The 26295-nt window shown below is 63.5% G+C and carries 32 protein-coding genes; 14 read left to right on the top strand and 18 right to left on the bottom strand.

Going from position 1 to position 26295, the window contains the following annotated elements; all coding sequences use genetic code 11:
- Nucleotides 1–7 precede the first annotated feature (7 nt).
- Together greA and A3722_RS14455 are read left to right on the top strand one after the other, a co-directional pair.
- Nucleotides 8–478, top strand: coding sequence for a transcription elongation factor GreA (gene greA / locus A3722_RS14460; protein ID WP_067624274.1), 471 nt, complete (start codon nucleotides 8–10; stop codon nucleotides 476–478).
- 14 nt (nucleotides 479–492) lie between these two features.
- Nucleotides 493–1560, top strand: a complete 1068-nt coding sequence (locus A3722_RS14455) for a hypothetical protein (protein WP_236627422.1) — start codon at nucleotides 493–495, stop codon at nucleotides 1558–1560.
- A gap of 9 nt (nucleotides 1561–1569) precedes the next feature.
- On the opposite strand, the gene A3722_RS14450 is transcribed toward A3722_RS14455, so the two are convergent.
- From A3722_RS14450 to A3722_RS14440, 3 genes are read right to left on the bottom strand one after another with little or no spacing between them, the layout of a single operon-like run.
- Entirely contained in the window at nucleotides 1570–3333 is a 1764-nt protein-coding gene (locus A3722_RS14450) for a bifunctional molybdopterin-guanine dinucleotide biosynthesis adaptor protein MobB/molybdopterin molybdotransferase MoeA (protein ID WP_082849497.1), read from the bottom strand.
- On the bottom strand, nucleotides 3330–3932 hold the full coding sequence (gene mobA, locus A3722_RS14445) for a molybdenum cofactor guanylyltransferase MobA (RefSeq protein ID WP_067625045.1): 603 nt from the start codon (nucleotides 3930–3932) through the stop codon (nucleotides 3330–3332). The genes A3722_RS14450 and mobA overlap by 4 nt, the downstream gene beginning before the upstream one ends.
- A gap of 4 nt (nucleotides 3933–3936) precedes the next feature.
- Entirely contained in the window at nucleotides 3937–4827 is an 891-nt protein-coding gene (locus A3722_RS14440; protein ID WP_067625048.1) for a formate dehydrogenase accessory sulfurtransferase FdhD, read from the bottom strand.
- A 49-nt stretch (nucleotides 4828–4876) separates the two neighbouring features.
- Between A3722_RS14440 and A3722_RS14435 the strand changes: the two genes are divergently transcribed.
- Both A3722_RS14435 and A3722_RS14430 read left to right on the top strand, forming a co-directional pair.
- Complete coding sequence (locus tag A3722_RS14435; RefSeq protein WP_067625050.1) at nucleotides 4877–5602, top strand: AzlC family ABC transporter permease; 726 nt, start codon at nucleotides 4877–4879, stop codon at nucleotides 5600–5602.
- Nucleotides 5599–5925: an AzlD domain-containing protein gene (locus A3722_RS14430; protein ID WP_067625053.1), complete on the top strand. Its 327-nt coding sequence runs from the start codon at nucleotides 5599–5601 to the stop codon at nucleotides 5923–5925. Before A3722_RS14435 ends, A3722_RS14430 begins: the two co-directional genes overlap by 4 nt.
- A 9-nt stretch (nucleotides 5926–5934) precedes the next feature.
- Here the strand turns inward: A3722_RS14430 and A3722_RS14425 are convergent, their stop codons facing one another.
- The 5 genes from A3722_RS14425 to A3722_RS14405 all read right to left on the bottom strand — a co-directional run bounded on the left by A3722_RS14425 (nucleotide 5935) and on the right by A3722_RS14405 (nucleotide 10132).
- Nucleotides 5935–6543 (bottom strand): hypothetical protein, encoded by a 609-nt coding sequence (locus tag A3722_RS14425; protein ID WP_067625057.1) that lies wholly within the window; start codon nucleotides 6541–6543, stop codon nucleotides 5935–5937.
- Between the two features lie 33 nt (nucleotides 6544–6576).
- Nucleotides 6577–6711: an aa3-type cytochrome c oxidase subunit IV gene (locus tag A3722_RS14420; RefSeq protein ID WP_067625061.1), complete on the bottom strand. Its 135-nt coding sequence runs from the start codon at nucleotides 6709–6711 to the stop codon at nucleotides 6577–6579.
- Between the two features lie 155 nt (nucleotides 6712–6866).
- On the bottom strand, nucleotides 6867–7325 hold the full coding sequence (locus A3722_RS14415) for a DUF6173 family protein (protein WP_067625065.1): 459 nt from the start codon (nucleotides 7323–7325) through the stop codon (nucleotides 6867–6869).
- Between the two features lie 3 nt (nucleotides 7326–7328).
- Nucleotides 7329–8405: an MBL fold metallo-hydrolase gene (locus tag A3722_RS14410; protein ID WP_067625068.1), complete on the bottom strand. Its 1077-nt coding sequence runs from the start codon at nucleotides 8403–8405 to the stop codon at nucleotides 7329–7331.
- Nucleotides 8405–10132, bottom strand: coding sequence for an acyl-CoA dehydrogenase (locus tag A3722_RS14405; RefSeq protein WP_067625070.1), 1728 nt, complete (start codon nucleotides 10130–10132; stop codon nucleotides 8405–8407). The genes A3722_RS14410 and A3722_RS14405 overlap by 1 nt, the downstream gene beginning before the upstream one ends.
- A 158-nt stretch (nucleotides 10133–10290) precedes the next feature.
- Between A3722_RS14405 and A3722_RS14400 the strand changes: the two genes are divergently transcribed.
- Complete coding sequence (locus A3722_RS14400; RefSeq protein WP_067625073.1) at nucleotides 10291–11223, top strand: L-threonylcarbamoyladenylate synthase; 933 nt, start codon at nucleotides 10291–10293, stop codon at nucleotides 11221–11223.
- Here the strand turns inward: A3722_RS14400 and A3722_RS14395 are convergent.
- Nucleotides 11220–11774 (bottom strand): YqgE/AlgH family protein, encoded by a 555-nt coding sequence (locus A3722_RS14395; RefSeq protein ID WP_067628926.1) that lies wholly within the window; start codon nucleotides 11772–11774, stop codon nucleotides 11220–11222. The two genes, A3722_RS14400 and A3722_RS14395, sit on opposite strands and share 4 nt — an antisense overlap.
- Nucleotides 11775–11938: 164 nt before the next feature.
- Between A3722_RS14395 and A3722_RS14390 the strand changes: the two genes are divergently transcribed.
- Nucleotides 11939–12751, top strand: coding sequence for a protein-disulfide reductase DsbD domain-containing protein (locus A3722_RS14390; RefSeq protein WP_067628924.1), 813 nt, complete (start codon nucleotides 11939–11941; stop codon nucleotides 12749–12751).
- Nucleotides 12752–12760: 9 nt separating this feature from the next.
- Here the strand turns inward: A3722_RS14390 and moaB are convergent, their stop codons facing one another.
- Genes moaB through A3722_RS14375 form a run of 3 tightly spaced genes read right to left on the bottom strand, consistent with a single transcriptional unit; the run spans nucleotide 12761 to nucleotide 14671 of the window.
- Nucleotides 12761–13303 carry a molybdenum cofactor biosynthesis protein B gene (gene moaB, locus A3722_RS14385; RefSeq protein ID WP_067628922.1) on the bottom strand — a complete coding sequence of 181 codons (543 nt, stop codon included), beginning with the start codon at nucleotides 13301–13303 and terminating at the stop codon, nucleotides 12761–12763.
- Nucleotides 13300–13914: a LysE family translocator gene (locus A3722_RS14380; protein ID WP_067628920.1), complete on the bottom strand. Its 615-nt coding sequence runs from the start codon at nucleotides 13912–13914 to the stop codon at nucleotides 13300–13302. The genes moaB and A3722_RS14380 overlap by 4 nt, the downstream gene beginning before the upstream one ends.
- Nucleotides 13907–14671 (bottom strand): uracil-DNA glycosylase, encoded by a 765-nt coding sequence (locus A3722_RS14375; protein WP_067628919.1) that lies wholly within the window; start codon nucleotides 14669–14671, stop codon nucleotides 13907–13909. Before A3722_RS14375 ends, A3722_RS14380 begins: the two co-directional genes overlap by 8 nt.
- Nucleotides 14672–14779: 108 nt before the next feature.
- On the opposite strand from A3722_RS14375, the gene A3722_RS14370 reads away from it, so the two are divergent.
- From A3722_RS14370 to plsY, 4 genes are all read left to right on the top strand, one after another.
- A complete protein-coding gene (locus A3722_RS14370) occupies nucleotides 14780–15727 on the top strand; it encodes an aspartate carbamoyltransferase catalytic subunit (RefSeq protein WP_067628917.1) in 948 nt (315 codons plus the stop codon).
- Between the two features lie 56 nt (nucleotides 15728–15783).
- The gene (locus A3722_RS14365) at nucleotides 15784–16317 is read left to right on the top strand and encodes a hypothetical protein (protein WP_067628915.1); all 534 of its coding nucleotides are present in this window, start codon (nucleotides 15784–15786) and stop codon (nucleotides 16315–16317) included.
- A gap of 242 nt (nucleotides 16318–16559) precedes the next feature.
- Nucleotides 16560–17840, top strand: coding sequence for a dihydroorotase (gene pyrC / locus A3722_RS14360; protein WP_067628913.1), 1281 nt, complete (start codon nucleotides 16560–16562; stop codon nucleotides 17838–17840).
- Complete coding sequence (gene plsY, locus A3722_RS14355; RefSeq protein ID WP_067628911.1) at nucleotides 17840–18448, top strand: glycerol-3-phosphate 1-O-acyltransferase PlsY; 609 nt, start codon at nucleotides 17840–17842, stop codon at nucleotides 18446–18448. Before pyrC ends, plsY begins: the two co-directional genes overlap by 1 nt.
- A 34-nt stretch (nucleotides 18449–18482) precedes the next feature.
- Here the strand turns inward: plsY and A3722_RS14350 are convergent, their stop codons facing one another.
- The 3 genes from A3722_RS14350 to A3722_RS14340 form a co-directional block, all read right to left on the bottom strand.
- Entirely contained in the window at nucleotides 18483–19853 is a 1371-nt protein-coding gene (locus A3722_RS14350; protein ID WP_067628909.1) for a glutamate--cysteine ligase, read from the bottom strand.
- A gap of 96 nt (nucleotides 19854–19949) precedes the next feature.
- Nucleotides 19950–20480 carry a hypothetical protein gene (locus A3722_RS14345; RefSeq protein ID WP_067628907.1) on the bottom strand — a complete coding sequence of 177 codons (531 nt, stop codon included), beginning with the start codon at nucleotides 20478–20480 and terminating at the stop codon, nucleotides 19950–19952.
- 16 nt (nucleotides 20481–20496) lie between these two features.
- Nucleotides 20497–21216 carry a 16S rRNA (uracil(1498)-N(3))-methyltransferase gene (locus A3722_RS14340; RefSeq protein ID WP_067628905.1) on the bottom strand — a complete coding sequence of 240 codons (720 nt, stop codon included), beginning with the start codon at nucleotides 21214–21216 and terminating at the stop codon, nucleotides 20497–20499.
- Between the two features lie 12 nt (nucleotides 21217–21228).
- On the opposite strand from A3722_RS14340, the gene ubiA reads away from it, so the two are divergent.
- Genes ubiA through A3722_RS14320 form a run of 4 tightly spaced genes read left to right on the top strand, consistent with a single transcriptional unit; the run spans nucleotide 21229 to nucleotide 24918 of the window.
- Complete coding sequence (gene ubiA, locus A3722_RS14335) at nucleotides 21229–22203, top strand: 4-hydroxybenzoate octaprenyltransferase (RefSeq protein WP_067628902.1); 975 nt, start codon at nucleotides 21229–21231, stop codon at nucleotides 22201–22203.
- Between the two features lie 59 nt (nucleotides 22204–22262).
- Entirely contained in the window at nucleotides 22263–24188 is a 1926-nt protein-coding gene (locus tag A3722_RS14330; protein WP_067628900.1) for an OmpA family protein, read from the top strand.
- Nucleotides 24175–24498 (top strand): hypothetical protein, encoded by a 324-nt coding sequence (locus A3722_RS14325; RefSeq protein ID WP_007118939.1) that lies wholly within the window; start codon nucleotides 24175–24177, stop codon nucleotides 24496–24498. Before A3722_RS14330 ends, A3722_RS14325 begins: the two co-directional genes overlap by 14 nt.
- A gap of 24 nt (nucleotides 24499–24522) precedes the next feature.
- A complete protein-coding gene (locus tag A3722_RS14320; RefSeq protein WP_067628898.1) occupies nucleotides 24523–24918 on the top strand; it encodes a VOC family protein in 396 nt (131 codons plus the stop codon).
- A gap of 9 nt (nucleotides 24919–24927) precedes the next feature.
- Here A3722_RS14320 and A3722_RS14315 read toward each other — a convergent pair whose 3' ends face one another.
- From A3722_RS14315 to pgsA, 3 genes are read right to left on the bottom strand one after another with little or no spacing between them, the layout of a single operon-like run.
- A complete protein-coding gene (locus A3722_RS14315; protein ID WP_067628896.1) occupies nucleotides 24928–25371 on the bottom strand; it encodes a molybdenum cofactor biosynthesis protein MoaE in 444 nt (147 codons plus the stop codon).
- Between the two features lie 3 nt (nucleotides 25372–25374).
- Entirely contained in the window at nucleotides 25375–25620 is a 246-nt protein-coding gene (moaD, locus tag A3722_RS14310) for a molybdopterin converting factor subunit 1 (RefSeq protein ID WP_067628895.1), read from the bottom strand.
- On the bottom strand, nucleotides 25620–26285 hold the full coding sequence (pgsA, locus tag A3722_RS14305) for a CDP-diacylglycerol--glycerol-3-phosphate 3-phosphatidyltransferase (protein WP_067628893.1): 666 nt from the start codon (nucleotides 26283–26285) through the stop codon (nucleotides 25620–25622). The genes moaD and pgsA overlap by 1 nt, the downstream gene beginning before the upstream one ends.
- Nucleotides 26286–26295 lie beyond the last annotated feature (10 nt).

The following is a 26295-nucleotide window of genomic DNA, read 5'->3' as shown; positions in this document are numbered from 1 at the left end:
CACCGCCATGGAAAAGATCCCGATGACCCGCGACGGTCACACCGCGCTCGAAGTCGAACTCAAGCAGCTCAAGTCGGTCGAACGGCCCGCCATCATCAAGGCCATCGCCGAAGCGCGCGAACATGGTGACCTGTCGGAAAATGCCGAGTATCATTCCGCCAAGGAAAAGCAGTCTTTCATCGAAGGCCGCATCAAAGAGCTTGAGGGCGTGATCTCGCTCGCGGATGTGATTGACCCCAAGAAGCTGTCGGGGTCGATCAAATTCGGGGCCACGGTGACGCTGGTGGACGAGGACACCGACGAAGAGAAGACCTATCAGATCGTTGGCGAATATGAGGCCAATATCGAAAAGGGACTTTTGAACATCAAGTCGCCCATCGCCCGCGCGCTGATCGGCAAGGACGAAGGTGATTCCGTCGAGGTGCGCACCCCCGGGGGGCAGAAATCCTATGAGGTTCTCAAGATCGTTTACGCTTGACCGGGAAGGCTGACATGGCAGAGCCCGACGCTTCGACACCCCAAGATCAAGCCCCCCGCGCCCCGCGCGGCGGGAACGGCGCCGCGCGGCCTACGTCGATGGGCGTCTACGACCGCCCCAAACCCAATAGCATCACAGAGATTGAGATCATCGCGGGCGCGCTTTCAGCGCTTTGGCTGCTTGGCACGGCGATCTATTTTACCTTCATTGCCGCAGAGGTGCCGGAAGGGGCCAATGACGGGGGGCTGCGCGGGCTGCTGATCCTGTTGGTGGTGATCTTGCCGGTTGCGATGATCTGGGTCGGGGCCACCGCCGCCCGTGCCGGGCGGGTTATGCGTGAGGAAATCCAACGCCTACAAGCCGCGATTGATGCCATCCGGTATTCCTATATTTCGCAACAGCAGGGCAACAAACCTGCGGGCGACAGTAACATCGCGCGCAAGCTTGATGAACTCGCCGCCAGCGCCCGCAAGACCGAGATCGCTTTGGCCGGGCTTCAGGGCCGCGACGAGACCGCGCGCCCCGTCACCCCAGCCCCCGCGCCCACACCGCCCGCCGCCGAAGACCAGCCGACGCTGGCGCTTGGCACGCAGGCGGGCGACAAGACACAGCCGCTCTCTGCCGAGGATTTCACCCGCGCGCTTAACTTCCCCGAAACGGCGGAAGACCAAGCCGGGTTCGACGCGCTGCGCCGTGCGTTGAAAGACCGCTCCGCCTCGCAACTGGTGCAGGCCGCGCAGGACGTGCTGACCCTGCTCAGCCAAGACGGCATCTATATGGACGACCTGCGCCCCGACCGCGCGCGCCCCGAGGTCTGGCGGCAATTCGCCAGCGGAGCGCGGGGCCGTACAATTGCGCCTTTGGGTGGCATCCGCGACCGCTCTTCACTGGCACTGGCCAATGCGCGTATGCGGCAAGACCCGATCTTTCGCGATGCCGCGCATCACTTCCTGCGCCGGTTTGACCGGACCTTTGCCGAGTTCGAGAAACAGGCAACGGATGAGGAAATCTCATCGCTGGCTGACACCCGCACTGCCCGCGCCTTTATGCTGCTGGGCCGTTGTGCGGGCACCTTCGACTGACACGCGGCCTTAGCTGGTAAAACTGCCGTAAGGAATGAAACGGACGAGATCGCCGGGCGCAATGTCGCGCGCGGTCTCGTCCAACTCGACCAGCCCTTCGGCCCAGCTTAGCCCGCTGATACGCCCCGATCCTTCGGAGGCGAAAACCTCGGCCCGGCCATCGCGCATCCGGGCGCGCAGGTATTCGCGCCGCCCGGCCTTTTTGCGTTTCTCAAAGGCGGCAGGCACATCAAAGCCCTGCGGTTCCTGCCAGCCGCCCCCGGCAAGCAGCGCCATGGCGGGCCGCGCGAAAATCAACGAACAGACCATCGCCGCCACCGGATTGCCTGGCAGCCCGAACACCGGCACGCCTTGCCACAGGCCAAGCGCCAAAGGCCGTCCCGGCTTCACCGCGATCCGCCAAAGCTGCATCGCCTCCGCTTCGGTCAGCAGGGCCGAGACATGGTCTTCGTCCCCCGCCGAAGCACCGCCGCTGGTCAGGATCACATCCACCTGCCCCGCCGACGCGTCGAGCCGTTTGCGCAGGGTGGCACGGTCGTCGGCCACGCGGCCCAGATCGACGGCCTCGTGCCCAAAGTCCGCCGCGAGTTGCAGCAACATGGGGCGGTTGGCGTCGTAAATCTGCCCGTCGCGTGCTGCCTCCCCCATCTCGACCAATTCGTCGCCGGTTGAGATCACGCCGACCTTCAATCGCTTGCGTAGGCGCACCTCTGCCACACCTGCTGCCGCCATCAATGCCAGTTCCGCCGGACCAACGCGCGTGCCTGCGGCAAGGATCACATCGCCGGCTTGTACATCCTCTCCGGCTTTGCGGGTGTTCGCCCCCTGCTTTACCGGCCCGTTGAACCGCAACACGCCGCTCTCGGCGGTCACGTCTTCTTGCAGGATCACGGTATCCACGCCCTCAGGCAGCGCCGCGCCGGTCAGCACGCGGATCGCTTGGCCCGCAGGCACTGCGCCGGGGCGATCCCCTGCCGCTGCACGGCCCGGCACCANCGGAAGCTCATGCAACCCTTCGCCGCGCCCACCGGCAAAACCGTAGCCATCGACCGCCGTGTTCGGCAGCGGCGGGTTGGCGCGGATGGCTGTGACATCTTCGGCCACGATACGCCCCCCGGCATCGGCAGCGGGAAAGGTTTCCGCCCCCGTCACCGGGTGGAGGCGCTCTTTCAACAGCGCCAGCGCATCATTCACCGGGGTCCAATGCACGCCGGGCGGGAGGGCGAAACAGTCGTTGCGCAGGGGCGGCGGTGCGCTGGTGGCAGGTGCCGTTGGGGCGGCGATCAGCCCCACTTCGTGCAGGATGAAATCGGCAATCGCACGGGTGTCGTTCAGATCAAAAACAGGTCGGTCCATCTCAAGCGCCACGTCGCTGGCCACCGCCCGCACCGTCGGGTCATCCGGCGCGATCAGCGCGTTTCCGGTCTCGGCCCGGTGCGCTTCGACCTTGGGATGTCCGTCGCGTTTGTAGCCTTCGATCAGCACCAGATCGACAGGCGCTAGCCGTGCCAGATGCGCCTCCAGCGGCGGCTCTTCGGCCCCGCGCAACTCATGCATTAAGGCAAAGCGCGCGCCGGAGGCCAGCAGCACCTCACGCGCGCCCGCGACGCGGTGGCGGTGGCTGTCCTTGCCGGGGTGGTCCACGTCGAAAGTGTGATGCGCATGTTTGACAGTCGAAACGGTGAAGCCGCGCCCGGTGATCTCGGCCACCAACCGCTCCATCAATCCGGTCTTGCCTGCATTCTTCCAACCGACGACGCCGTAAACCCTCATGCCATCGCCTCTGCTTTCGCCAAATCCTCGGGCGTGTTCACGTTGAAGAAAGCGGCCTCATCGGGGAACAGCGCCTCGCGCCCGTCGTGCTGTTCGGTCCAGAGCACCACCTTGCGCAGCCCGCCCGCCAAGGCGCTGCGCAGATCGTCCCGCAACCCCACGGGCCAGAGGCCAAAGGTCGGATGCCGCGCCGTGCCGCGCTTCGCGTCCGGCGTCGCGGCCAAGGCGAGCGGGTTGTCCATGCCATCGGCGGCCAGCAGCAAACGCGGCACCAGATCGCAGGGAAAGAAGGGCGTATCGGCAGCGGCGGTCACAATCGTATCGGCCCCCTGTTCGGCGGCCCAATCGAGCCCGGCCAGCACGCCCGCAAGCGGCCCGGCGAAACCCTCGATACTGTCCGCCAGCACCGGCAGGCCCAGATCCGCAAAGCGCGCCGCATCGCCATTGGCGTTGAGCGCCAGCCCCGCGACCTGCGGCTCCAGCCGGTCGATCACCGAGGATAGCAGCGTGCCCTGCCCCAGCGGCAGCAAGCCCTTGTCACCGCCGCCCATACGGGTCGCCTGCCCGCCCGCCAGAATGACGCCAAGTGGTTGTTTCATCGCTCTATTCCTTCGCGCCTTTGCGCCCGCTTTTGCGCGGCTCCTCGGCCACGGTGGTCGGATCCGCGTCGCGGATCAACCGCCCCTCGCCCGCCAGACAGGTAAATCGCTGCCCGCGCATCCGCCCGATCAGCGTAAGATTCACCTGCTGCGCAATCTCCACCCCCCAAGCGGTAAAGCCCGAGCGTGACGCCAGCACCGGAATGCCCATCATCGCCGTCTTGATCACCATCTCAGAGGTCAGCCGCCCGGTGGTATAGAGCACCTTATCCTCGGCCCCGACCCCTTCGGAGAGCATCCAGCCCGCGATCTTGTCGACTGCGTTGTGACGGCCCACATCTTCCATATAAACCAAGGGCCGGTCGCCTTGGCAAAGCACTGTGCCGTGGATCGCGCCCGCCTCCAGATAGAGGCTCGGCGTGCGGTTGATCTTGGCCGCGAGCGCGTAAAGGTCCGAGGTGCGCACCGGCGTGTCGGGCAGACGCACATCGGCCAGCCCCTCCATCATATCACCAAAGACGGTGCCCACGGCGCAGCCGCTGGTCCGGGTCTTGCGCTGCATCTTGTCTTCGTAATCAGTGGCGCGTTTCGTGCGCACGACGACGGTCTCAAGCTCTTCGTCATAGTCGACGCCGGTGATTTCTTCGTCCGGGCGCAGCATCCCCTGATTGCGCAGAAAGCCGAGCGCCAGATAGGCCGGATAGTCGCCGATGGTCATGGCGGTCACGATCTCTTGCCGGTTGAGGAATATCGTCAGGGGGCGTTCTTCGACCACATTGATCGCCACCTCTGCGCCGGTGTGATCCACGCCAGAGACATTCCGCGTCAGTCGAACAGCAGTGGGATCGGGGGCGATCAGATAATTGCTAAGTTCATTGTCGCGGGCCAATTGTATCCCCTTCCGGTTAGGTCTAAGCCTTTGACATTATATTTAAGAGTTCGTCATGGCCATCACCACCACCAAATCCGCCTATCGCAAAGGTATCGTCGACGCGCTGCCCTTTGTGCTGGTGATCATCCCCTTCGCCTCACTCTTTGGTCTATTGGCGACTGAGGCGGGGTTGAACGTATTCGAGACGCTGACATTCTCGATCGTGGTGATCGCCGGGGCCGCACAATTCACAGCGCTGCAACTGCTGCAAGAGGATGTACCCACGGCCATTGTGCTGGCCTCGGCGCTGGCGGTGAACCTGCGCATGGCGATGTATTCGGCCTCTCTGACCCCTTGGATCGGCGGCGCCCCGATCTGGCAGCGGGCACTGGCGGCATATATGACGGTGGATCAATCCTATGTCGCTTCCATGACCCAATATGAGCGTGAGCCAGAGATGACCGTGCCGCAGCGCATGGCCTATTTCTTTGGGACCGTGACGCCGGTGGTGCCGCTTTGGTATCTCTTCACGCTGATTGGCGCGATGGTCGGCTCCAGCGTGCCGGATAGCTGGGCGCTGGACTTTGCCATTCCGATCACCTTTCTGGCCATGATCGCACCGATGTTTCGCACGCTGGCCCATGTGGCGGCGGCGCTTGTTGCAGTGATCGTGAGCTTGATCGCCGTCGAGGTGCCCTATGCGCTTGGGCTGATCATCGCGGGGCTTGCTGGCATGATCACCGGTGCACAGGTCGAGGCGTGGATGGAACGGCGCAAACCCGGGAGCACGGCACGATGATCGACAGAACCTCACTTTGGATCGTGATTATTGGGCTCGGGCTGGGCAGCTTTTTCCTGCGCTTTGTCTTTACCGGATTGGTCGGCAACAAGCAGATGCCCGCGTGGTTGTTGCGGCATCTGCGCTATACCGCCGTGGCGATTCTGCCTGCGCTGGTGGCACCGCAGGTGCTTTGGCCCTCGGGCACGGACGGGCAGTTCGACCTGCCGCGTGTGACTGCGGCGGTGGTCACGCTGGGTGTGGGACTGGCGAGCAAGAACGTGCTCGCCGCGATCCTGTCAGGGGCCGCGGCGCTTTATGGGATGCTCTATCTGGTGGGGTAAGCGCGGGCGCTACTGGCGGGCCAGTTGCGCCGCGCGCAGGGCGTCGATCACGTCGCCCTCATCGTCTTCGTAGTATTTCGTCGTGGTCACGCCCGGCAGGGTCTCAAACCGCTCTTGCAGTTTGACGGGATAGAAGGTCGACCCAACGCTTTGAAAACCGGGGATTTGGCTAAGAATACCGCTGGTGGCATTGGCGCAAAAGGCGCCGGGCACCGCCCCGTTGGAGGTCACCAGTCGAAGCGCCCGCTCGGCTACTTCGGGGCTGACCGGGATTTCCTGACTGACCACGTGAAAGGTGCTGCGGGCATGGGCGGATTTATAGGCCTGCAGCCACGCGGGCGTCACCCCATAGAGCACATCGCCCCGCTCGGCCATCCGCGCGTCCCGGAACGATCCGGCGGGGTCAAAGATCACCCGCTGCGAGCCGTTTACCATCAAGGCAGTATGTCCGCCGCTGCCGGTACGGTTATTCACCATGGTCATCAAAGTGAGGGAGGGCGGCTCGGGCGAGCGATAGGCCGCACGCGCCACGACGTCGGGCGGGCTATCGGGGCTTTGATCCACCGAACAGCCAGCCAGAACGCCTACCAGCGCAATCGCCGTCAAGAGAGTTTTCAAAGGGTTACCCTCTCACGCAGGGATAGGGCGTGATCAACCGGCAAAGATCGCCAGCAGAACCAGGATCGCCAGGATGACAACGGCGCTGCGCGTCACGAAGGTCATGAACCCGTCAAAGGTCTTTTGCTGTGGTTCGTAATTCATGCTGCCGTGTTCGTGTTCAGCCATTTTCGTCTCCCTAAGACAATCTGTTGGCGCTGATTAACCTATTCGTAACACCCTGTCACGGGGGGATGATAATCAGAAAACCATACTAGCGTTACGCGAAATTACGCGCTAGAGGGGAATCTTACACTTGCGCGCACGCGAAAGAGTCGTGCAGATCAGGTCTCTTCTAGATCGGCGACCAAACGAAAGCCGATCCTTTGCGGTGCGGCATCGGGCACTTTCTTTGGCAGGGCCCGCAACATCACGTTTAACTGCCCCACATGCTGCACCAATTGCGCCCGCGCCCCTGCCGGATCGACGCCGTAAAAAGTGATGATGTCGGGGTCGAAATACCCCATGCCTTCGATCCGCAGCACCCCGGCGTCGCCCCCGGCAAAGCCAATCGCCGCCTCATGGTCGTTGTCGAGCTTTTCTTCAAAATTCTTGAGATAAAGCACGACCCGCTCATAGGCCCATTGCGCGGGCGACTTCTGTTTCACCGGCTTGTCAGTTACCGATTTGGGCAGCGGCTGGTCGCCTGACTTGGGCTGATCCGCGCCTGTATGCACCTCATGCATGCGCGGCAATGCGGCCTCCTCATAGGCTTCGGCCGCCGTTTTCACCTCATCGCCCATCGCTCACCCCTTGCGCTGATACACCCATGCGCCGTCTGCCTCACGCAGCACGCGCGTGGCCTCTCCGGCTTGGTAAAGGTGGCTCAGATGGGCGACGGCTTCAACCAGTGCGAGGCCATATTCCGCCTCGCCAATGCTGCGCTTGAACAGCGGCGCGAAACATTCCGAGGCAGATTTCGGCGTGTCGATATAGGCCAGCAGGCGGCGCAGGGCGCTGTGGTGGTTCTCGATCAACTGCTTGAGCCGCGTCGGCAGGCCGGTGAAGGGCAGTTTGTGCCCGCCAAGTACCAGATGATCCTCGCGGGCCAAGGGTAGGAAACGCTCGCAAGCCTCAAGCCATTCGCCGATGGGGTCGGCCATGGGCTCCGTCGGGTAGACGCCGATGTTGGGGCTGATGGAGGGCAGGATTTGATCCCCCGCGATCACCAGATTGTCATCCCGGCTCCAGAAGGTGGCGTGTTCGGGCGCATGACCATTGCCGATATGCACATCCCAATCGCGCCCGCCCATGCGGATCACGTCATCCTGCCGGATCCGGGTGAAGCCTAGCGGCAGCGGGGCCACCACGTCGGAAAAATTGAAAGGTCGTTCGTTGGCGCGTTTGTCGTAGAGTTCCGCCGCCATGCCCGCTTTACGATAAAACGACAGGGATTCGGCGACCGGCACCTCTTGCACGTCCAGCGTCAGCATCCGCGCGGTGAGCCATGCGGTCCGTGTGGTGACCAGTTCCGCGCCATGCTCCGTCTGCAACCAACCGGCAAGGCCGATGTGATCGGGGTGATGATGGGTGACGACCACGCGCGAGATCGGTTTGCGGCCCAGCGGTCCGGCCATCAGCCCCTGCCAGATGTCCTTTGCCCGGCGTGAGGCGAAACCGGTGTCGATCACCGTCCAGCTGTCACCTTCGTCCAGCGCATAGACGTTGACGTGATCCAGCTTCATCGGCAGCGGCAGGCGGAACCAAAGCACCCCCGGCGCCACTTCTATCGCCTCCCCCTCGGCGGGGGGCACGTCCCATGGATAGCGCAGCCCTTTGGGCGGTTTCGGCGTGGTGGCGGATAGGGTGGCCTGTTCGGTCATCAGCTTCTCAGGTCTTCGACATCAAGCGCATAGAGGTCTTCGGCCCCCGCCTGCGCATGGGCCAGTAGGCCCTGATGCTCGGGCAACAGACGCTGGATATAAAACCGCGCCAGCTTCTCACGTGCACCGCTGCCGCCTGCGGCTTTCTCGGCCATGGCGGCTTGCAAATGCAGATGCCCACCCAGCACACGGGCAAAGGCGCGCAGGTAGGGCACGGCACCGGCGAAACGCTCATTCATGTCCTTTTGCGCGGTGACCCACTCGGTCGCCTCGCGCAGGGTTTCGCTGGCCTGCCAGACGGCATCGGCCATGCGCGGGAACGGGTCGCGTGCGGTTTCGGCATCGGCTTCGATCTCATCCAGCAGCCGGTTCGCCGCCTCGCCGCCGTCCATCATTTTGCGGCCCACAAGGTCCATCGCTTGAATGCCGTTGGTGCCCTCATAGATCGCCGTGACACGCACATCGCGGCTGAACTGCGCCGCGCCGGTTTCTTCGATAAAGCCCATGCCGCCATGCACCTGCACACCCATCTCGGCAACGCTCATGCCTACGTCGGTCCCGAAAGCCTTGGTGATCGGCGTCAGGAACGCCGCCCGCGCCGCCCATTCGTCGCCCTGCCCGGCGCGCGCCATATCGCTGGCATAGGCACAGCTCAGCGCGATGGCACGAGAGGCAAAGATATCGGCTTTCATGCTCAGCAGCATCCGGCGCACGTCGGCGTGATCCACGATGGTCCCGGTGCCACCCTCGACAGGCGACCGGCCCTGTTTGCGGTCCAGCGCATAGTCCAGCGCAAGTTGATAGGCCCCTTCAGCGGCCCCAATGCCCTGCTCTCCAACGCCTAGCCGCGCATTGTTCATCATCGTAAACATCGCCGCCATGCCGCCGCCTTCGCGGCCAACGATCCAACCGGTGGCATTGTCATATTGCATCACCGCGGTGGGCGAGCCGTGCAGCCCCATCTTATGCTCAAGGCTGACCACGCTCACGCCGTTGCGCTGGCCCGGCTCCCCATTCTCATCCGGGATGAACTTCGGCACGAGGAACAGGCTGATCCCCTTGGTGCCCGCAGGCGCCCCCGGCAGGCGGGCAAGAACCAGATGGCAGACATTGCCCGCGAAATCATTGTCGCCCCAAGAGATATAGATTTTCTGGCCCGAAACCGCGTAGGTCCCGTCGCCATTGTCCTCCGCCCGGCTGCTCAGCGCGCCCACGTCCGACCCGGCCTGCGGCTCGGTCAAGTTCATCGTGCCGGTCCATTCGCCCGAGATCAGCTTGGGCAGGTAGAGGGTCTTGATCGTGTCGCTTGCGTGATGCTCCAACGCTTCGATCTGGCCTTGGCTCATCAAAGGCGCAAGCTGCAAAGACAGGCAAGCGCCGCTCATCATCTCGTTGACTGCGCTGGTCAGGGTCATCGGCAGGCCCATGCCGCCGAATTCAGGGTCGGCCGACATGCCGATCCAACCGCCCTCGGCAATCGCGGCAAAGCCTTCGGCAAAACCCGGAGAGGTCCGCACGATGCCGTTCTCCAACTTCGCGGGATGCAGATCGCCGCCACGTTGCAGGGGCGCCAGCACGTCATTACAAAGCCGCCCCGCCTCCTCCAAAATTGCGCCGGTCACGTCATCGGTGGCCTCGGCGTAGCGGTCAGTGGCGCGGAGGGCTGCGAAATCCAGCACATCTTCAATCAGAAAACGGTAGTCATCCACGGCGGCGCGGTACGGCATATCATATCCTCCTGAAAGGCGCGCTTGATCTGGCAAGCCTGACATGGCCCTGATAAAGGCTGGTTTATGTTGCCGCCAGCATGAAATGCCCGGCCGCCCCCCGCAACCCAAACGCGGCGTCACGGGATGCTGCAGGATTAGACAGGATTAGCCCTGCTATGACCGAGACGCTGCCCCCCACGGCTCAAGGCATCGCCCGCGCCGCCCGCCTGCTGCAAGAGGGCGCGCTGGTCGCCCTGCCGACCGAGACAGTCTACGGCCTTGGTGCGGATGCCCGCAATGGGGAAGCCGTGGCGGGGATCTATGCCGCCAAGGGGCGGCCCAGCTTCAATCCGCTGATCGTGCATTTGCCGGATATCGAGACGGCCAAACGATACGTTGAGTGGACGGACGATGCTGACCGGTTGGCGCAGGCCTTTTGGCCCGGCGCGCTGACATTGGTCTTACCGCTCAAACCCGACAGCGGGCTGTCGTCACTGGTCACGGCGGGATTGCCCAGCCTTGCGGTGCGCGTGCCAGCCCACCCCGCCATGCGGCAGGTCTTGCAGGCACTCGATGGTCCAGTGGCCGCGCCCTCGGCCAACCCATCGGGCAAAATCAGCGCCACCACGGCTGCGCATGTTCTGGCGGGCCTCGACGGTAAGATCGCGGCGGTACTGGATGACGGCGCCTGCACTGTTGGTTTGGAAAGCACGATCCTCGGTCTGACCGGCCCCCGCCCCGCCCTGCTCCGCGCAGGTGGTCTGCCGAGTGAGGCGATTGAAGCGGCGCTCGGACAAACGCTCGAGATCGTAGATGGGGCAGAGATCATCGCACCGGGGCAGTTGGCCTCCCACTACGCCCCCGGCGCGGCTGTGCGGTTGGATGCAGAAACGGCCGGGCCGGGCGAAGTGCTGCTTGGCTTTGGGACGATGATCTGTGATCTCAACCTCTCACCTGCTGGCGATTTAACCGAGGCTGCGGCGAACCTTTTCGACCATCTGCACCAGCTTGACGCGACCGGTCAGCAAATCGCTGTGGCACCGATCCCCAATCACGGGTTGGGCCGCGCAATCAACGACCGTCTGGCCCGCGCCGCCGCGCCGCGCTAGGCATGGCCGGCTGAGGCCGAGAGCCCCAAGGGGTCGATGCCAAGCGTTTTGAGCGCCGCGCCCCATTTCTCAGCATCCGGCAGGTCAAAGATCACCTCTGGCGAGGCTTCGCAGGTCAGCCAGCCGTTCTGCGCAATCTCGCCCTCCAGCTGCCCCGGCCCCCAGCCCGCATAGCCCAGCATCAACTGCGCGCGCTCTGGCCCCTTGCCGGTCGCGATGTCTTCTAGGATGTCGCGCGTGGCGGTCAGCGCAATGCCATCGCCGACCCGCAGCGTTTCAAGGGCAGAGCGGTATTCATCGGAATGCAGCACAAAGCCACGCCCCGTCTCGACCGGGCCGCCGAAATGCACCGCCAGAGATTTCGCCTGCGGCGGCGTGTCATCGACCAATTGATCCAGCACATCCGAGAGGCGCAGTTCCGGGGCGGGTTTATTGACCATCAGCCCCATGGCGCCCTGTTCTGAATGCGCGGAAAGATAGATCACGGAATGGGCGAAACGTGGATCGCCCATGCCCGGCATCGCGACCAGCAGCTTGCCCGTCAGTTCCATTGTCTGACCCGTCAACGCCCACCTCCTGAAGGTAACCTTTCTTTGAACATGGCCGCTTGCGCCCCACAAAACAAGAGATGCCGCCCGCCGCCCGTCCCATCGGCGAAACATGGATAATGCAAATGTGACTTGGCAGGCGCGGATGGATACCCCATCAAGACCCCATGAATATATCGCGCCTCTTCTCCGCCGTTCTTTCCTGCCTTGCCCTTGCCCTGCCAGCCGCCGCACAGGACGGTGTCGGCACGCCGTTGCAGGGTGATCTGCTCACTGGTTGGCAACAGGCCGACGGGCGGCGGGTGGCGGCCATTCGGCTGCGCATGGCACCGGGGTGGAAGACCTATTGGCGCAGCCCCGGTGACGCGGGCATTCCGCCGGAGTTCGATTGGTCCGGCTCGGACAACCTGCGCGACGTGCAGATCACATGGCCCGCGCCCAAAGTCTTTGACCAAGGCGGGGTGAGCTCCATCGGCTATGCGCGCGAAGTCATCCTGCCGCTGACCATCACGCCGCGCCGCCCCGGTGCCCCGGTAAGCTTGGACGCCAGCATCGACCTTGGCGTGTGCAGTGACATCTGCCTGCCGCAAACCATCCACCTGCGCGCCCTGCTCGACACCCGTGACAGCAAGCCCACCCCGGCCATCGCCGCCGCCTTTGCAGCGCGGCCCTATTCGGGGGCCGAGGCTGGATTGAAAAGCGCCCAATGCAGCCTGCGCCCCACCGCGCGGGGGCTGGAGATCGAAACCCGGCTGGCCCTGCCCTCTGCCGGGGGTAAGGAGACCGTGGTAATTGAGCCCGGCAACCCCAACATGTGGATGAGCGAGATGGACAGCCAGCGGTCGGGCAATACGCTTGTCGCCAGCGGAGAGATGATCGCCGAGAACGGCACGGCGCTGGCATTGGACCGCTCTGCCATTCGGATCACCGTGATCGGCAAGAACCACGCGGTCGAGATCACGGGCTGCACCTCTGGCTAACCTACGGCGCTACTTGCGGCGCTGATGCTCGTCCAACCGGGGCATGATCTCAACGAAATTGCAGGGCATGTGGCGGTAGTCCAACTGCTTAAGCAGGATGCCGTCCCACGCGTCTTTGCAGGCGCCGGGGCTGCCGGGCAACGCGAAGAGATACGTCCCCTGCGCCACGCCGCCCGTGGCGCGGCTTTGCACCGCGCTGGTGCCGATCTTCTCCATCGAGATCATGGTAAAGACCGTGCCGAAAGCATCGATCTCTTTCTCATAGACATCCCGGTGCGCCTCGACCGTTACGTCGCGCCCGGTAAGGCCGGTGCCGCCGGTGCTGATCACCACGTCAATCTCAGGGTCCGCGCACCAGTCGCGCAGTTGCGCCGCAATGGCGGGGCGGTCGTCGGTCACGATCTCGCGCGCGGCCAGCACATGGCCCGCCGCTTCGATCCGTCCGACCAGCACATCACCCGAGCGGTCCTCGGCCAAGCTGCGACTGTCCGAGACGGTCAGCACAGCGATTCTTACGGGAATAAAATCCCGGCTGTCGTCGATCCTGCTCATGTCCGCTCCATCATAGCCAAACGCGCGGCCAGTGCCACGAAAATACCGCTGCTGATCCAGCCGAGCACACGCCCGCCCCCAGCCAGCCGCCGCCCGATTCCGGCAGCGAAGACACCCACCACGCCGTTGATGACGAAACCGCCCAAGGCCAGCACCGCGCCGAAGGTCAGGAACTGCGCCAAGACCGGCCCGGCCTCGGGCACCACGAATTGCGGCAGAAAGGCCAGCACGAAAAGGATCACCTTGGGGTTGGTCAGATTGACGATAAACCCGGTGTTAAACGCCCGCCAGCCGCCCATACCGGGCGTCGTGTCGCGCGGCTTTCCGGCCTGTCGCAGCGTTTGAACCGCAAGCCACAGCAAATAAGCCACGCCGAGCCAGCGGATCAGATCAAGCGCCCAAGGCAGCGCCGCCACCAGCGCACCAAGGCCAAGCCCCGCCAGCGTCACATGCACCAAAGCGCCTGCGGAGATCCCGGCACTCGCCGCCAGCGCGGCACGCGGGCCGGAGCGCAGCCCCTGCCCAAGGCAAAACATCATATCCGCCCCCGGTGTCAGGTTCAGAGCCAAGGCGGCAGGCACGAAAGCCAGAAGGGTCAGCGCATCAACCATCGCGCAGCTTTGCCTGAACGCTGAGCAGATCGGCCCAAGCCTCGCGCTTGGCCTCGGGATTGCGCAGAAGGTAGCCGGGATGCACCATCGGCATGCAAGAGAGATCGGCGGCCTTGGTCCAATTGCCACGCAACCGCATGATGCTGCGTTTTTCCAGCAGTGATTGGCAGGACCAATTGCCAAACAGCACCAGCACCTTGGGCTTGGCCAATTCGATATGACGCTGCACAAAGGGGCGCATCATCGCAATCTCATCCGGTTTCGGGTCGCGCCCCTGCGGCGTGCGCCACGGCAGGATATTCGACAGGTAGACATTGCGGTCCCGCCCCATGTCGATCGCCGCCAGCATCCGGTCGAGCATCTGACCGGTACGCCCCACGAAAGGCTTGCCCGCGCGGTCTTCGTCGCGGTCGGGGGATTCGCCAAAGATCATCAAAGGCGCGCCCGGCACCCCATCGGCAAAGACCAGATTGCGCGCACCCTTGTGAAGCTCGCAATGTTCGAACCCTTGGACCGCGGCGCGCAACTCTTCCAAGGTCTGCGCGCCCCGCGCGGCGCGGCGGGCCAAGGCGACGGGGTCGGGCGTTTCCGACGCCTGCAAAGGCTGGGGGCCCTTGCCAATCTTGGCACTGGCTTTGGGCGGGCTTGCGGGCACCTCATAGCGGTTGACCGGCGCGTCGCAAATCGCCTCGGTCGCGCCAAGCTCAATCTGCCACGCCAGCATCTCTGCCGCCTGATGATAATCGAATGATTCCATGGCCCCAGCTTACGCTCTGCGCGCGGGGGGCGAAATGCCCTATCGCTGCGCTTTACGCGCCAACCCACCCGCGCCTATAAGGCGGCAACAGCAGAAGGGATCGCCACCATGTCATTCGCCCATCGCCACCTGCTTGGCATCGAACAACTCTCGCAGGCAGACATCACCACCCTGCTGGATCTGGCCGACACCTATGCCGACCGCAACCGCCAGCCCAACAAACACTCTGACGCGCTGCGCGGGCTGACGCAGATCAATATGTTCTTTGAAAACTCCACCCGCACGCAGGCGAGTTTCGAGATCGCGGGCAAGCGTCTTGGCGCGGATGTGATGAACATGGCGATGCAGGCCAGCTCGATCAAAAAGGGCGAGACGCTGATCGACACGGCGATGACGCTGAACGCAATGCACCCCGACCTGTTGGTCGTGCGCCATCCACAATCCGGCGCGGTGGACCTTCTGGCCCAAAAGGTGAACTGCGCGGTGCTCAACGCGGGCGACGGGCGGCATGAGCATCCCACGCAGGCGCTGCTGGATGCGTTGACGATCCGCCGCGCCAAGGGTAGGCTGCACCGCCTTAGCATCGCGATCTGCGGCGATATCGCGCACAGCCGGGTGGCGCGGTCGAACATCCTACTGCTTGGCAAGATGGAGAACCGCATCCGCCTTGTCGGCCCGCCGACCCTGATGCCGAGCCAGATCGACCAATTTGGCGTCGAAGTCTTTGACGACATGAAAAAGGGGCTCGAAGGTGTCGATGTGGTGATGATGCTGCGCCTCCAGAAAGAGCGGATGGACGGCGGGTTCATCCCCTCCGAGCGCGAGTATTATCACCGCTACGGGCTGGATGCCGAAAAGCTCGCCCATGCTAGCCCCGACGCCATCGTCATGCACCCCGGCCCGATGAACCGCGGGGTCGAGATTGACGGCACCTTGGCCGACGACATCAACCGTTCCGTCATTCAAGATCAGGTCGAGATGGGCGTCGCCGTGCGCATGGCCGCGATGGACCTGCTGGCGCGCAACCACATCGCCGCCCAGCCCGGCGCGGCCTGACCGGAACCCTGAAGGGCCGCGCGGCGTTTTCCTGAGAACAGTCAAAGGAAGCCGTCATGCCCCATACAGAAGTCGCCCCGCAAGAAGCCGGCAAAGTCCGGGTCTACACCCTCTCGCTCTCGGATGACGAGGCGCGGGCCATGCGTGATGATGAGACCGCACAGGCCGCCGCCCTTGGGATTGAGCGGATCGACGCGGCCTTTACAGAGGTCTTCCGGGTGGCCGATCTCGACCAACTGGGGCTTGCGGGCTATCTGCGCGACGGCAATGGCGTGAACCCCGATCAGATTGAGAAAGACCGCAGCAAGCTTGCCGCGCTCGACGGGTGGGTGATGATCGTCTACTCCCGCGCTTTCGCCGGACAGTCGCTGCAACTGGCTCCTATCCCGGCGCTGACCCATATCGGCACCTATACCGAAGGCGGCCCCGACACGCCCGTGCAAGCGATGGAAGCCGAAGCCGCCCAGCCCTACACTGGCATCCCCCGCGTCTCTCCGGCTGAGCCTGCAAAGGGCGGTGGCGGCAAGACGATGGTGATCGTGGCCGTTGTCGCGCTGATCCTGCTGGTCATCTGGTGGCTGCTTGCCTAAGACGAAAACCGCTGGCACCCTTGGTGCTGGCGGGTTACATCTGGCCCATGCAAGAACCTGAACACGATCCCAAGATGTCTGGCCGTATTGCGATGGTCGCCCTTCTGGTGGCTTTTGGCGTGGTCGGTATGATGATTTGGATCGGCGGTTAAGGGCGACACCTGCCTCAGAAAACCGCTTGGTCTGGGGGGCGATTTGGGGCATGACAGCGGCGCATCCGCTATCGCATCAAAGGCCCGCCCATGACCCAGTTCTTCACCAATCTGCGCCTTCTTGACCCTCAGGCGGGCACGCTCGAGCCCGCCGCGGTTTTGGTCCGCAACGGGGTAATTGCCGAAGTTTTGGCCAGTGACGCCCCAACGCCCGACGGCGCGGAGGTGATGGATTGCAGCGGCCATATCCTCGCCCCCGGCATCGTCGATATCGGCGTGAAAGTCTGCGAACCAGGCGAGCGGCATAAGGAAAGCTACCGCTCTGCCGGGCTGGCGGCGGCGGCGGGCGGGGTGACAACGATGGTCACGCGCCCTGATACCGATCCGGCCATCGACAGCCCCGAAACACTCGAATTCGTCACCCGCCGCGCCAATGAGGCCGCCCCAGTGAATGTGGTCCCCATGGCCGCGCTCACCAAAGGCCGCGAAGGGCGCGAAATGACCGAGATCGGTTTTCTGATGGATGCAGGCGCCGCTGCCTTTACCGATTGCGACCGCGTTGTGACGGATACCAAGGTCTTCTCCCGCGCGCTGACCTATGCGCGCAGCCTTGGCGCGCTGGTCATCGCGCACCCGCAGGATCCGGGGCTGAGCAAGGGGGCGGCTGTCACCTCTGGCAAATTCGCCTCGCTGCGCGGTTTGCCTGCCGTATCGCCTATGGCCGAACGCATGGGGCTGGACCGCGACATTGCCCTGATCGAGATGACCGGCGCGCGGTATCACGCAGACCAGATCACCACCGCCCGCGCCCTGCCCGCGCTGGAACGCGCCAAGCGCAACGGGCTCGACATCACCGCGGGCGTGGGCATCCACCACCTGACGCTGAACGCACTGGATGTGGCCGACTACCGGACCTTCTTTAAGGTGAAGCCCCCGTTGCGCGACGAGGAAGACCGCATCGCCGTGGTCGAAGCCGTCGCCAGCGGCCTCATCGACATCATCTGCTCCATGCACACCCCACAGGATGAAGAAAGCAAACGCCTGCCGTTTGAGGAAGCCGCCAGCGGCGCGGTCGGGCTGGAAACACTGCTGCCCGCCGCCCTGCGACTGGTCCATGCCGAGATGATGGACCTGCCGACGCTCTGGCGCGCGCTGTCGCTGAACCCGGCCAAACGGCTCGGCCTGCCCGGCGGGCGGATTGCCGTGGGTGCGCCTGCGGATCTCGTGCTGTTCAACCCCGACGCGCCCTTCGTGTTGGACCGCGCGACGCTGCGGTCAAAATCCCGCAACACGCCCTTTGACGGGATGCGGATGCAGGGTAAGGTCATGGCAACTTATGTAGCAGGCTCCTGCGTTTACGAGGCGAATTGATGCCCCCTATCGACACTTCTATTGAAATGATCCTCTTTTGGGCGCTGGCGGGCTATATCATCGGCTCTATCGCCTTTGGCATGCTGCTGGCGCGGCTGATGGGGCTGGGCAACCTGCGCGATATCGGGTCGGGCAATATCGGCGCGACCAATGTGCTGCGCACCGGCAACAAAAAGGCCGCGGCGCTGACGCTGTTGCTGGATGGGGCTAAAGGGGCCGTGGCAGTGCTGCTGGCCCGGGCCTTTGCGGGCGAAGATGCCGCACAGGCGGCGGCGCTCGGCGCGATGATCGGCCATTGCTATCCGGTCTGGCTGGGTTTTCGTGGCGGCAAAGGCGTGGCGACCTTTTTGGGCCTCATGCTGGCGCTGGCATGGCCTGTCGGGCTGGCATGCTGTGCGGTCTGGCTGATCACGGCGGCAGTCTCGCGCATCTCGTCTCTGTCGGCGCTGGCAGCAGCGGCAAGCTCAACCTTTTTGCTGGTGTTCCTCGGCTATGGAGAAATGCTGCTTTTGGGCATCGCCCTGACGCTGCTGATCTTTTGGCGGCACCGCGACAACATTCGCCGCATTCGAAGCGGTACGGAATCGCGGATTGGTCAGAAGGGCTGACACCGCCCGAAGGCGGCATCAGCCAATTCATGTTTCAGTAGGAATATTCGGCGTAGATACGGCTCAGATCGCCGTTCCATGGCCCATGATAATCCGCCAGCAGATCATCCGCAGGCACGCGGCCCGTCTCGATACTATCGCGCAGGGCGTTGAGGAAATGCGTCTCATCCGGGACCAGCCCGCCTGCGCCGGGACGGGCGCGGGCTTTCAAACCGGCCTCTGACAGGGCCACCGCCTCGCGGGCCAGATCATGCATCTTTAGCCCGCCAACCTCGGCCTGAAGGCCGTGGGTCGAGGCCGCGATGCGCAGTTCTTCCCGCGTCTCTGCATCCCAGTCCTTGACCAAATCCCAAGCGCCATCCAACGCGCTCTGGTCATACATCAGCCCGACCCAGAAGGCCGGAAGGGCGCAAAGACGCCGCCACGGGCCGCCATCGGCACCGCGCATTTCGATGAATTTCTTCACCCGCGCCTCGGGGAAGAGCGTGGTCAGATGATCGGCCCAATCGCTCAGCGTCGGCTTCTCGCCGGGCAGCGCAGGCAGCTCGCCCTTCAGAAAATCGCGGAAGGACTGGCCAAGTGCGTCGATATATTTGCCATCGCGGTAGACAAAATACATCGGTACATCGAGCGCATATTGCACCCAAGCCTCAAACCCAAAACCCTCGTCAAAGACGAAAGGCACCATCCCAGTGCGGGCATCATCCAGATTGCGCCACACCAACCCGCGGGTGGATTTCACGCCATTGGGCTTGCCGTCGAGGAAGGGTGAATTGGCAAAAAGCGCATTGGCGATGGGCTGCATCGCCACGGCCACGCGCATCTTTTGCACCATGTCGGCTTCACTCGCGAAATCTAGGTTCACCTGCACGGTGCAGGTGCGGCGCATCATGGTGGTGCCCATGGTGCCGACCTTTTGCATATAGCCGTCCATCAGCTTGTAACGGCCCTTGGGCATCAAATCCATCTGCTCATGCGACCACTCGGGCGCGGCGCCCAGACCGATGAAGCCCACGCCGATCTCATCGGCCACATCTTTGACCTCGCGCAGGTGGGTGTTCACCTCATCGCAAGTTTCATGGATGGTTTCGACCGGCGCGCCCGACAGCTCCAACTGCCCGCCCGGCTCAAGACTGATGTTCGCACCCTCTTTTTCCAGCCCGATAAGCTTGCCACCCTCTTCGACCGGCGCCCAGCCGTGACGGTCACGCAGCCCTTCCAGCATCACCCGGATTGAGCGGTCGCCCTCATAGGGCAGCGGCTTATGAGTATCAGTGCAATAGCCGAATTTCTCGTGTTCTGTGCCGATGCGCCAATCTTCTTTTGGCTTGCAGCCGTCGGCCAGATACTGCGCCATTTGGTCATGATGTTCGATCGGGCCGCCGCCGGATTGAGGAATGGACATTTGCGAGGGCTCCGTTTTGAAGGGTCGTCTTGGGTGTCTTCTAAGGTGACGACTTGGCGTCGTGTTTAGCAGGGATGGGCGGATTTGCCGGGGCTGTCAATGCAGCAAGACATGCGCCGGGCGCAGCGGCGCGCGCTCCCAGATCACAACGGCGTCATGGCGGGTCTTGCGCAACTCAAAGAGCATCCGCTCGGTGCGCAGGCCCGGCAGGGCGGCGAAAGCGTCAAAAAGCGCCTCGGAGCCAGCGGCATTCACCGGGATCAGCAGGGGCGCTTTATCGTCGCGCGGCTCAAGCCGCCAATGGGCTGGAAACATCTGCCGGTCGAGGCTGAGCCGCTGCAGTTCGCGCAGAGCGACCGTGCCGCCGGTCAGCGGGCCGAAATAGGTGATCTGCCCCTCGACAACCTGAACGGCCCCCGCCCCGTCACCTTCACCGCGAAAGCGCGCACGCTGCACGCCGAGCCAGATCAGCGCGGCCCCGCCCGCAAGGGCAGCGTATCCCGGCACCGCCAGCAAAAAGCCCGGCCCGGCCACCAGCCAGAGCCCAAAGAGCATCAGCCCGCCGCCGACAATCGCCTCGCGCCAGCGCCAAAGCTGGTCGCGGGCGCCTTGGCGCAGGAAACTCATTGGGTCATCCTTTGCATCACCAATCTCCCAAAGCCTGCTGCCACATGGTCATCGCCGCCACCGCCGCCGTATCGGCCCGGAGGATGCGCGGCCCCAGTGTGACGGCGTGGGCATGATCAAACCCGTGCAAGCGCTTGCGTTCTCCTTCCGAAAACCCACCTTCGGGACCGATGAGAATGGCCCATGGTCCGCCTGTCCCCGTGGGAAGCGCGCCGCTCTCTCCGGCTAAAGCCTCATCGCAGAACATGATCTGCCGGGTGCTGTCCCATTGATCCAGCAGCCGCCCTAGCTTCACTGCCTCGGCCACCTCGGGCACATAGGTGCCGCCGCATTGCTCTGCCGCTTCGATCGCATGGGCCTGAAGGCGCGGCTGCTGCACGCGGCCTGCGTTGGTGAAGTCGGTCATCACCGGGACAATGCGCGAGGCGCCCATCTCGGCGGCTTTTTCAACAATAAAATCTGTCCGGGTCTTTTTGATCGGCGCGAAAAGCAGCCACAGATCCGGCGGCATCTGCAACGGGCGGGTCTGTTCGACACAGGTCAGAACCCCGCCGCGTTTGCCCGCCTCAGCGACCTCGGCTAGCCATTCGCCATCGCGCCCGTTGAACAAAAGCACCCCGGCCCCGACCGACAGCCGCATCACCCCAAAGAGATAATGCGCCTGCTCGCGCGCCAAAGGAACCGTTTGCCCCTGCCCCAAGGGCTGATCTACATACAATCTGATTTTCGCATTCATGGGGCCAGATATATGCACAACCAGCCGCCTTCGCCAGATGCTACGCCCGATGCGCCTGTTGCCGATGCTGTGACCGACAATTGGGTCGACCGTTACGCCCCTGCCGGACTGCGCCCCTACCTGCGGCTGAGCCGCGCGGACCGGCCCATCGGCACATGGCTGTTGCTGCTGCCCTGCTGGTGGGGGCTGAGCCTTGCGATCCTTTTCGATCAGGCACCCCGGTGGGAGGATCTGTGGATTTTCACGGGCTGCGGCATCGGCGCCTTTCTGATGCGAGGGGCGGGCTGTACGTGGAACGACATCACCGACCGCAACATCGACGGCAAGGTCGCGCGCACCCGCTCGCGACCGATCCCTTCGGGGGCGGTCACGGTGAAACAGGCGCTGGCGTGGATGGTGGGGCAAATGCTGCTGGCGCTGCTGATACTGCTTTCCTTTAACCAAGCGGCCATTGCCATGGGTGTCCTGGCGCTGCTGCCGGTGGCTGTCTATCCCTTCGCCAAACGGTTCACATGGTGGCCGCAGGTCTTTCTGGGGCTCGCCTTTAACTGGGGCGCGATGCTGGCGTGGACGGCGCATGCGGGCACACTGCACGCTCCTGCGATCGTACTCTACCTCGCCGGGATCGCTTGGACTCTGTTCTATGACACGATCTATGCCCATCAGGATGCCGAGGATGACGCGCTGATCGGGGTCAAATCCACCGCCCGGCTCTTTGGAGAGAATTCTGGCAAATGGCTGCGGCGCTTCCTCATGGCGACTGTCGGTTTGATGGGGATCGCCGTGATCTATGCCGGCCTGCCAGAGGCTTCGGTGCTGGCGCTGGCGATTGCGCTTGGCGGGCCTTGGGCCATGGGATGGCATATGGCGTGGCAATTGCGCGGGCTGGACACCAAAGACAACGCCAAGCTCTTGCAGCTCTTTCGCGCTAACCGTGATACCGGCATGATCCCGCTGTTGTTTTTCGCAGCAAGTCTTCTGGCCTGATTGCACCCCCGGCAGGACGCGCGTATCAAGTCTTGAGCTTAACAACCAGAAGGCCGCCCATGCGCCTCTCCGCCATTTTCATGATCGCCCTGACCTTTGCAGCCGCAGGGGTGGTCTCTCTCGTGGCGGCAAGCTTTTCGGTGCAGTTGATCGAGGATACTTCTGAAATCGGTGTGCGTGACGCGCTGGACGATCAGGGCATGACATGGGCCGAGGTGCAGGCCGATGGTCTGCAAGTCACCCTCGCCGGGATCGCCCCGACCGAGGCCGTGCGTTTCCGCGCCCTGTCGACCGCAGGCACCGTGGTCGACGCCGCTCGCGTGATCGACGAGATGGAGGTCGAGGCCCAATCCGGCATCGCCCCGCCGCGCTTCTCTGCCGAGGTTCTGCGCAATGATGCGGGCATCTCGATCATTGGCCTGATCCCCACCAGCACCGACCGCGAGGCGGTGATCGACGCCTTTGGCGACATGGCAGGTGACGCCACGGTGACCGACCTGTTGGAATCTGCCGACTATCCGGCCCCCGAAGGCTGGGAAGACGCGCTGAACTTCGCCGTGCGCGCCATGGCGGACCTGCCCCGCGCCAAAGCCTCGGTCGATGCGGGGCGCGTGACGATCACCGCCATCGCCGACAGCGCCGCAGCCAAGGCCCAGATGGAGCGTAAACTGCAGCGCGCGGCCCCGCCCAGCCTGCGGCTAAGGCTCGACATTGCAGCACCTCGCCCGGTGATCACCCCCTTTACCCTGCGGTTTGAGATCGACGCCGAAGGCGCGCGTTTCGATGCTTGCTCTGCCGATACCGAAGCCGCCGCCAACCGCATCCTGAAAGCGGGCATCGCCGCCGGCGCGTCAGAAAGTGCCGATTGCACCATCGGTCTGGGTGTGCCCAGCCCGAACTGGGGCCGCGCCGTGGCGCTGGCCATCGAAGCGCTGAGCCGCGTGGGCCAAGGCGCCATTTCTTTCGCGGATGCAGACATTACATTGCTGGCCGCACCCGGCACCGATTCCAACACCTTCGACCGCGTTGTGGGCGAGTTGGAAAACGCCCTGCCGGATGTTTTCGCCCTGACCGCGAAACTGCCGAAAGTCGAAGACCCCGACGCAGGCCCGCCCGAATTCACCGCCACCCTCTCGCCCGAGGGGCAGGTGCAACTGCGCGGACGGCTCTCGACCGAGGGGCTGCGCGATCTGGCGGACAGCTACGCGAAATCGCATTTCGGATCGGCCAATGTCTATACCGCCGCACGTCTGGACGAGACCCTGCCCGACGATTGGGCCACCCGCGTCCTGACCGGGCTGGAGGCCATGGCCTCACTCGCCAACGGCTCTGTCAACGTGACGCCCGACCGGCTTGAGGTCATGGGCAACACCGGCAACAAGGATGCGAACACCACCGTTGCCTCACTCTTGGCCGACAAGCTGGGCGAAGGTGCGGATTACAGCATCGACATCACCTATCAAGAAAAGCTCGACCCCATCGCGGGTCTGCCCACACCCGAAGAATGCGAAGCCGAGATTCGCGAAATCCTGAAAATCGGCAAGATCACCTTCGAGCCGGGCAGCGCCACGATTGACGCGGCCGCTTTGGGTACGATGGATGATATCGCCGAGGTGCTGAAACGCTGCGGTGACATCCCGCTGGAAATTCAGGGCTACACCGACAGCCAAGGCCGCGAATCGATGAACCTGTCGCTGTCGCAAAGCCGCGCGGAATCGGTTCTGAACGAATTGCGCGCCCGCCGGGTGCTGACCTCGTCCTTCCTTGCCAAAGGCTATGGCGAAGAAAACCCCATCGCCGACAACAAGACCGAGGATGGCCGCGAAGCCAACCGCCGCATCGAATTCCGCCTGATCCAACCCGAGGCTGAGACGCCCGAAGACGAAACAGCGCTGGAATCTGCGGAAGAAACGGGCGATACCACGGCAGAAGAGATCGGGGAATCCGACGAAACCGAAGAAGGCAGCGGTGATGAGCAGAACTGAGTTTGTCCTGGCAACAGCCATCATTCTTTTCGTGGCCTTCTGCATGGGATGGTTCGCCAATTGGCTGCTGAACCGCTTCACCCGTGTGGCCGCCGATGATGTGGCCCAGCTTGACCGGATGAGCCAAGAGCTTCACGAAGCCGAAGAAACCCGCGATCAGGCGATCACCTATCTGCAACAGCGCGAAGCCGAACTGACCAACCAGCTTGCCCAGACCGAGGCAGAGCTGCGCGCCGCGATGGACGGCCTGCGCGATGCCCGCCACGAGGCCGAAGAGATGCGCGCCTATATCGAGCGTCAGAAAGCCTAACCCCACGCCCTTCCGGAGGCTCCCATGGCCAAACTCGCCCATTCCATGATCCGCATCCTTGATGAGGCGGCATCGGTGAAATTCTACGAAGACGTTTTCGGGCTGAAGATTGCGGACCGTTTAGATTTCGACAGCTTCACGCTGATCTACCTGCGCGACGCTGCGGGCGATTTTGAGCTGGAACTGACGGTCAACAAGGACCGCGACACGCCCTATAATCTGGGCGACGGTTATGGCCATCTGGCCTTTGTGGTCGAAGACCTCGAAGCCGCCCGCGAGACTGCGATCAAAGCCGGAGCCGCGCCACGTGACATCGTCGATTTTCGCCCTGCCGGAGAGACGGTGGCGAAGTTCTTCTTTGTGGCGGACCCTGATGGCTATCAGATCGAAGTCATCGAAAAAGGCGGACGCTTCGCCTGAAGCAGAGGCTCACCAGCGGTTTAACGCGGCCTCATCTTCGTCTTTCGCGGCGACCCACGCCTCCCCCTCAGCCGTGATCTCGCGCTTCCAGAATGGCGCGCGGGATTTGAGGTAGTCCATCAAAAACTCCGCCGCCTCGAATGCGCTGCGGCGATGCCGCGCTGCCGTGGCGACCATCATGATCTGTTCGCCCGGCACCAGACGCCCATGGCGGTGGATCACCAGCGCATCTTGCAGATCGAACCGCGTAACGGCCTGCTGCGCAATGTCGCTCAGCGCCTTTTCGGTCATGCCGGGGTAATGTTCGATCTCCATCGCGCTCAACGTGCCTGCATCATTGTCGCGCACAACGCCGGTAAAGGTCACAATCGCACCGCTGCCGCCCTCGCCCTTGGCGAAACGTGCGGTTTCCTCGGCCAGATCAAAGGGCGCTTCCTGCACCAAAACGCGCATGGGTCAGCCCCCGGTCATCGGAGGAAAAAAGGCCACTTCGCGCGCGCCATTCAGCGGGGCGTCGAAATCGGTCAACTCCTGATCCACAGCCACGCGCAATGCAGAGAGGTCAGAAAACGCCATCTCGTAACGCTCCTCTCGGCCACGTAATTCCTCGACCAGCTCAGCCACGGTCGTGGCTTGGCTTTCCACCCGCTCACGCGGCAGGCCGATGCGTTCGCGAACCCATGCAAAATAGAGGATATCCATTAGATCGGCTCCTTCAGATGTGGCAGCGCCTTGCGCAGGTAGTCAAAGCCGGTGATGGCGGTCAGCACCGCGGCGATCCACAGCAGGACCAGCCCCAACAGCCCGGCCCATTCCATCCCGGCGAGCTTCCAACCCAGCCCCAGAGTATCTTCGACCTCGCCATCAAGGATCGCTTCGATCATCTGCTGGTCCATGCCGAAAACGCTCATCCCAAGATAATGTTCGAACACGCCTTGCGAGAACAGCACGGCGATCGCGATCATCTGCAGGGTCGTCTTCCACTTGGCCAGTTGGGTGACCTTCAAAGTGCCCGCAACGTCGCCCAGATATTCACGCAGGCCCGAGACAAAGACTTCCCGAAACAGGATCAGCGTGGCGGGCAGCACCAGCCAAGGCGACCAGCTGGAAAAGGCCACGATCACCATCAGCGCGATCACGACCATCGCTTTGTCGGCAATCGGGTCGAGCATGGCGCCCAGTTTGGTTTCCTGCCCCCAAGCGCGGGCAAGATAGCCGTCAAACCAATCCGTCACCGCCGCCCCGACAAAGAGCACCAATGCGAACCAGTCGGCGTAGGGGCGCGTAAAATAGAGAAACATGACCGCCACACCGGGGGCCGCGACCAGCCTGAGCAGGGTCAGGATATTGGGCAAATTCCATTTCATGACGTTATCC

The sequence above is a fragment of the Sulfitobacter sp. HI0027 genome (assembly GCF_001634775.1).
In the GTDB taxonomy this organism is placed as follows: Bacteria; Pseudomonadota; Alphaproteobacteria; order Rhodobacterales; family Rhodobacteraceae; genus Sulfitobacter.
Note: the sequence above shows the minus strand (reverse complement) of the source record. Positions and strands in the feature narration are given on the sequence as shown.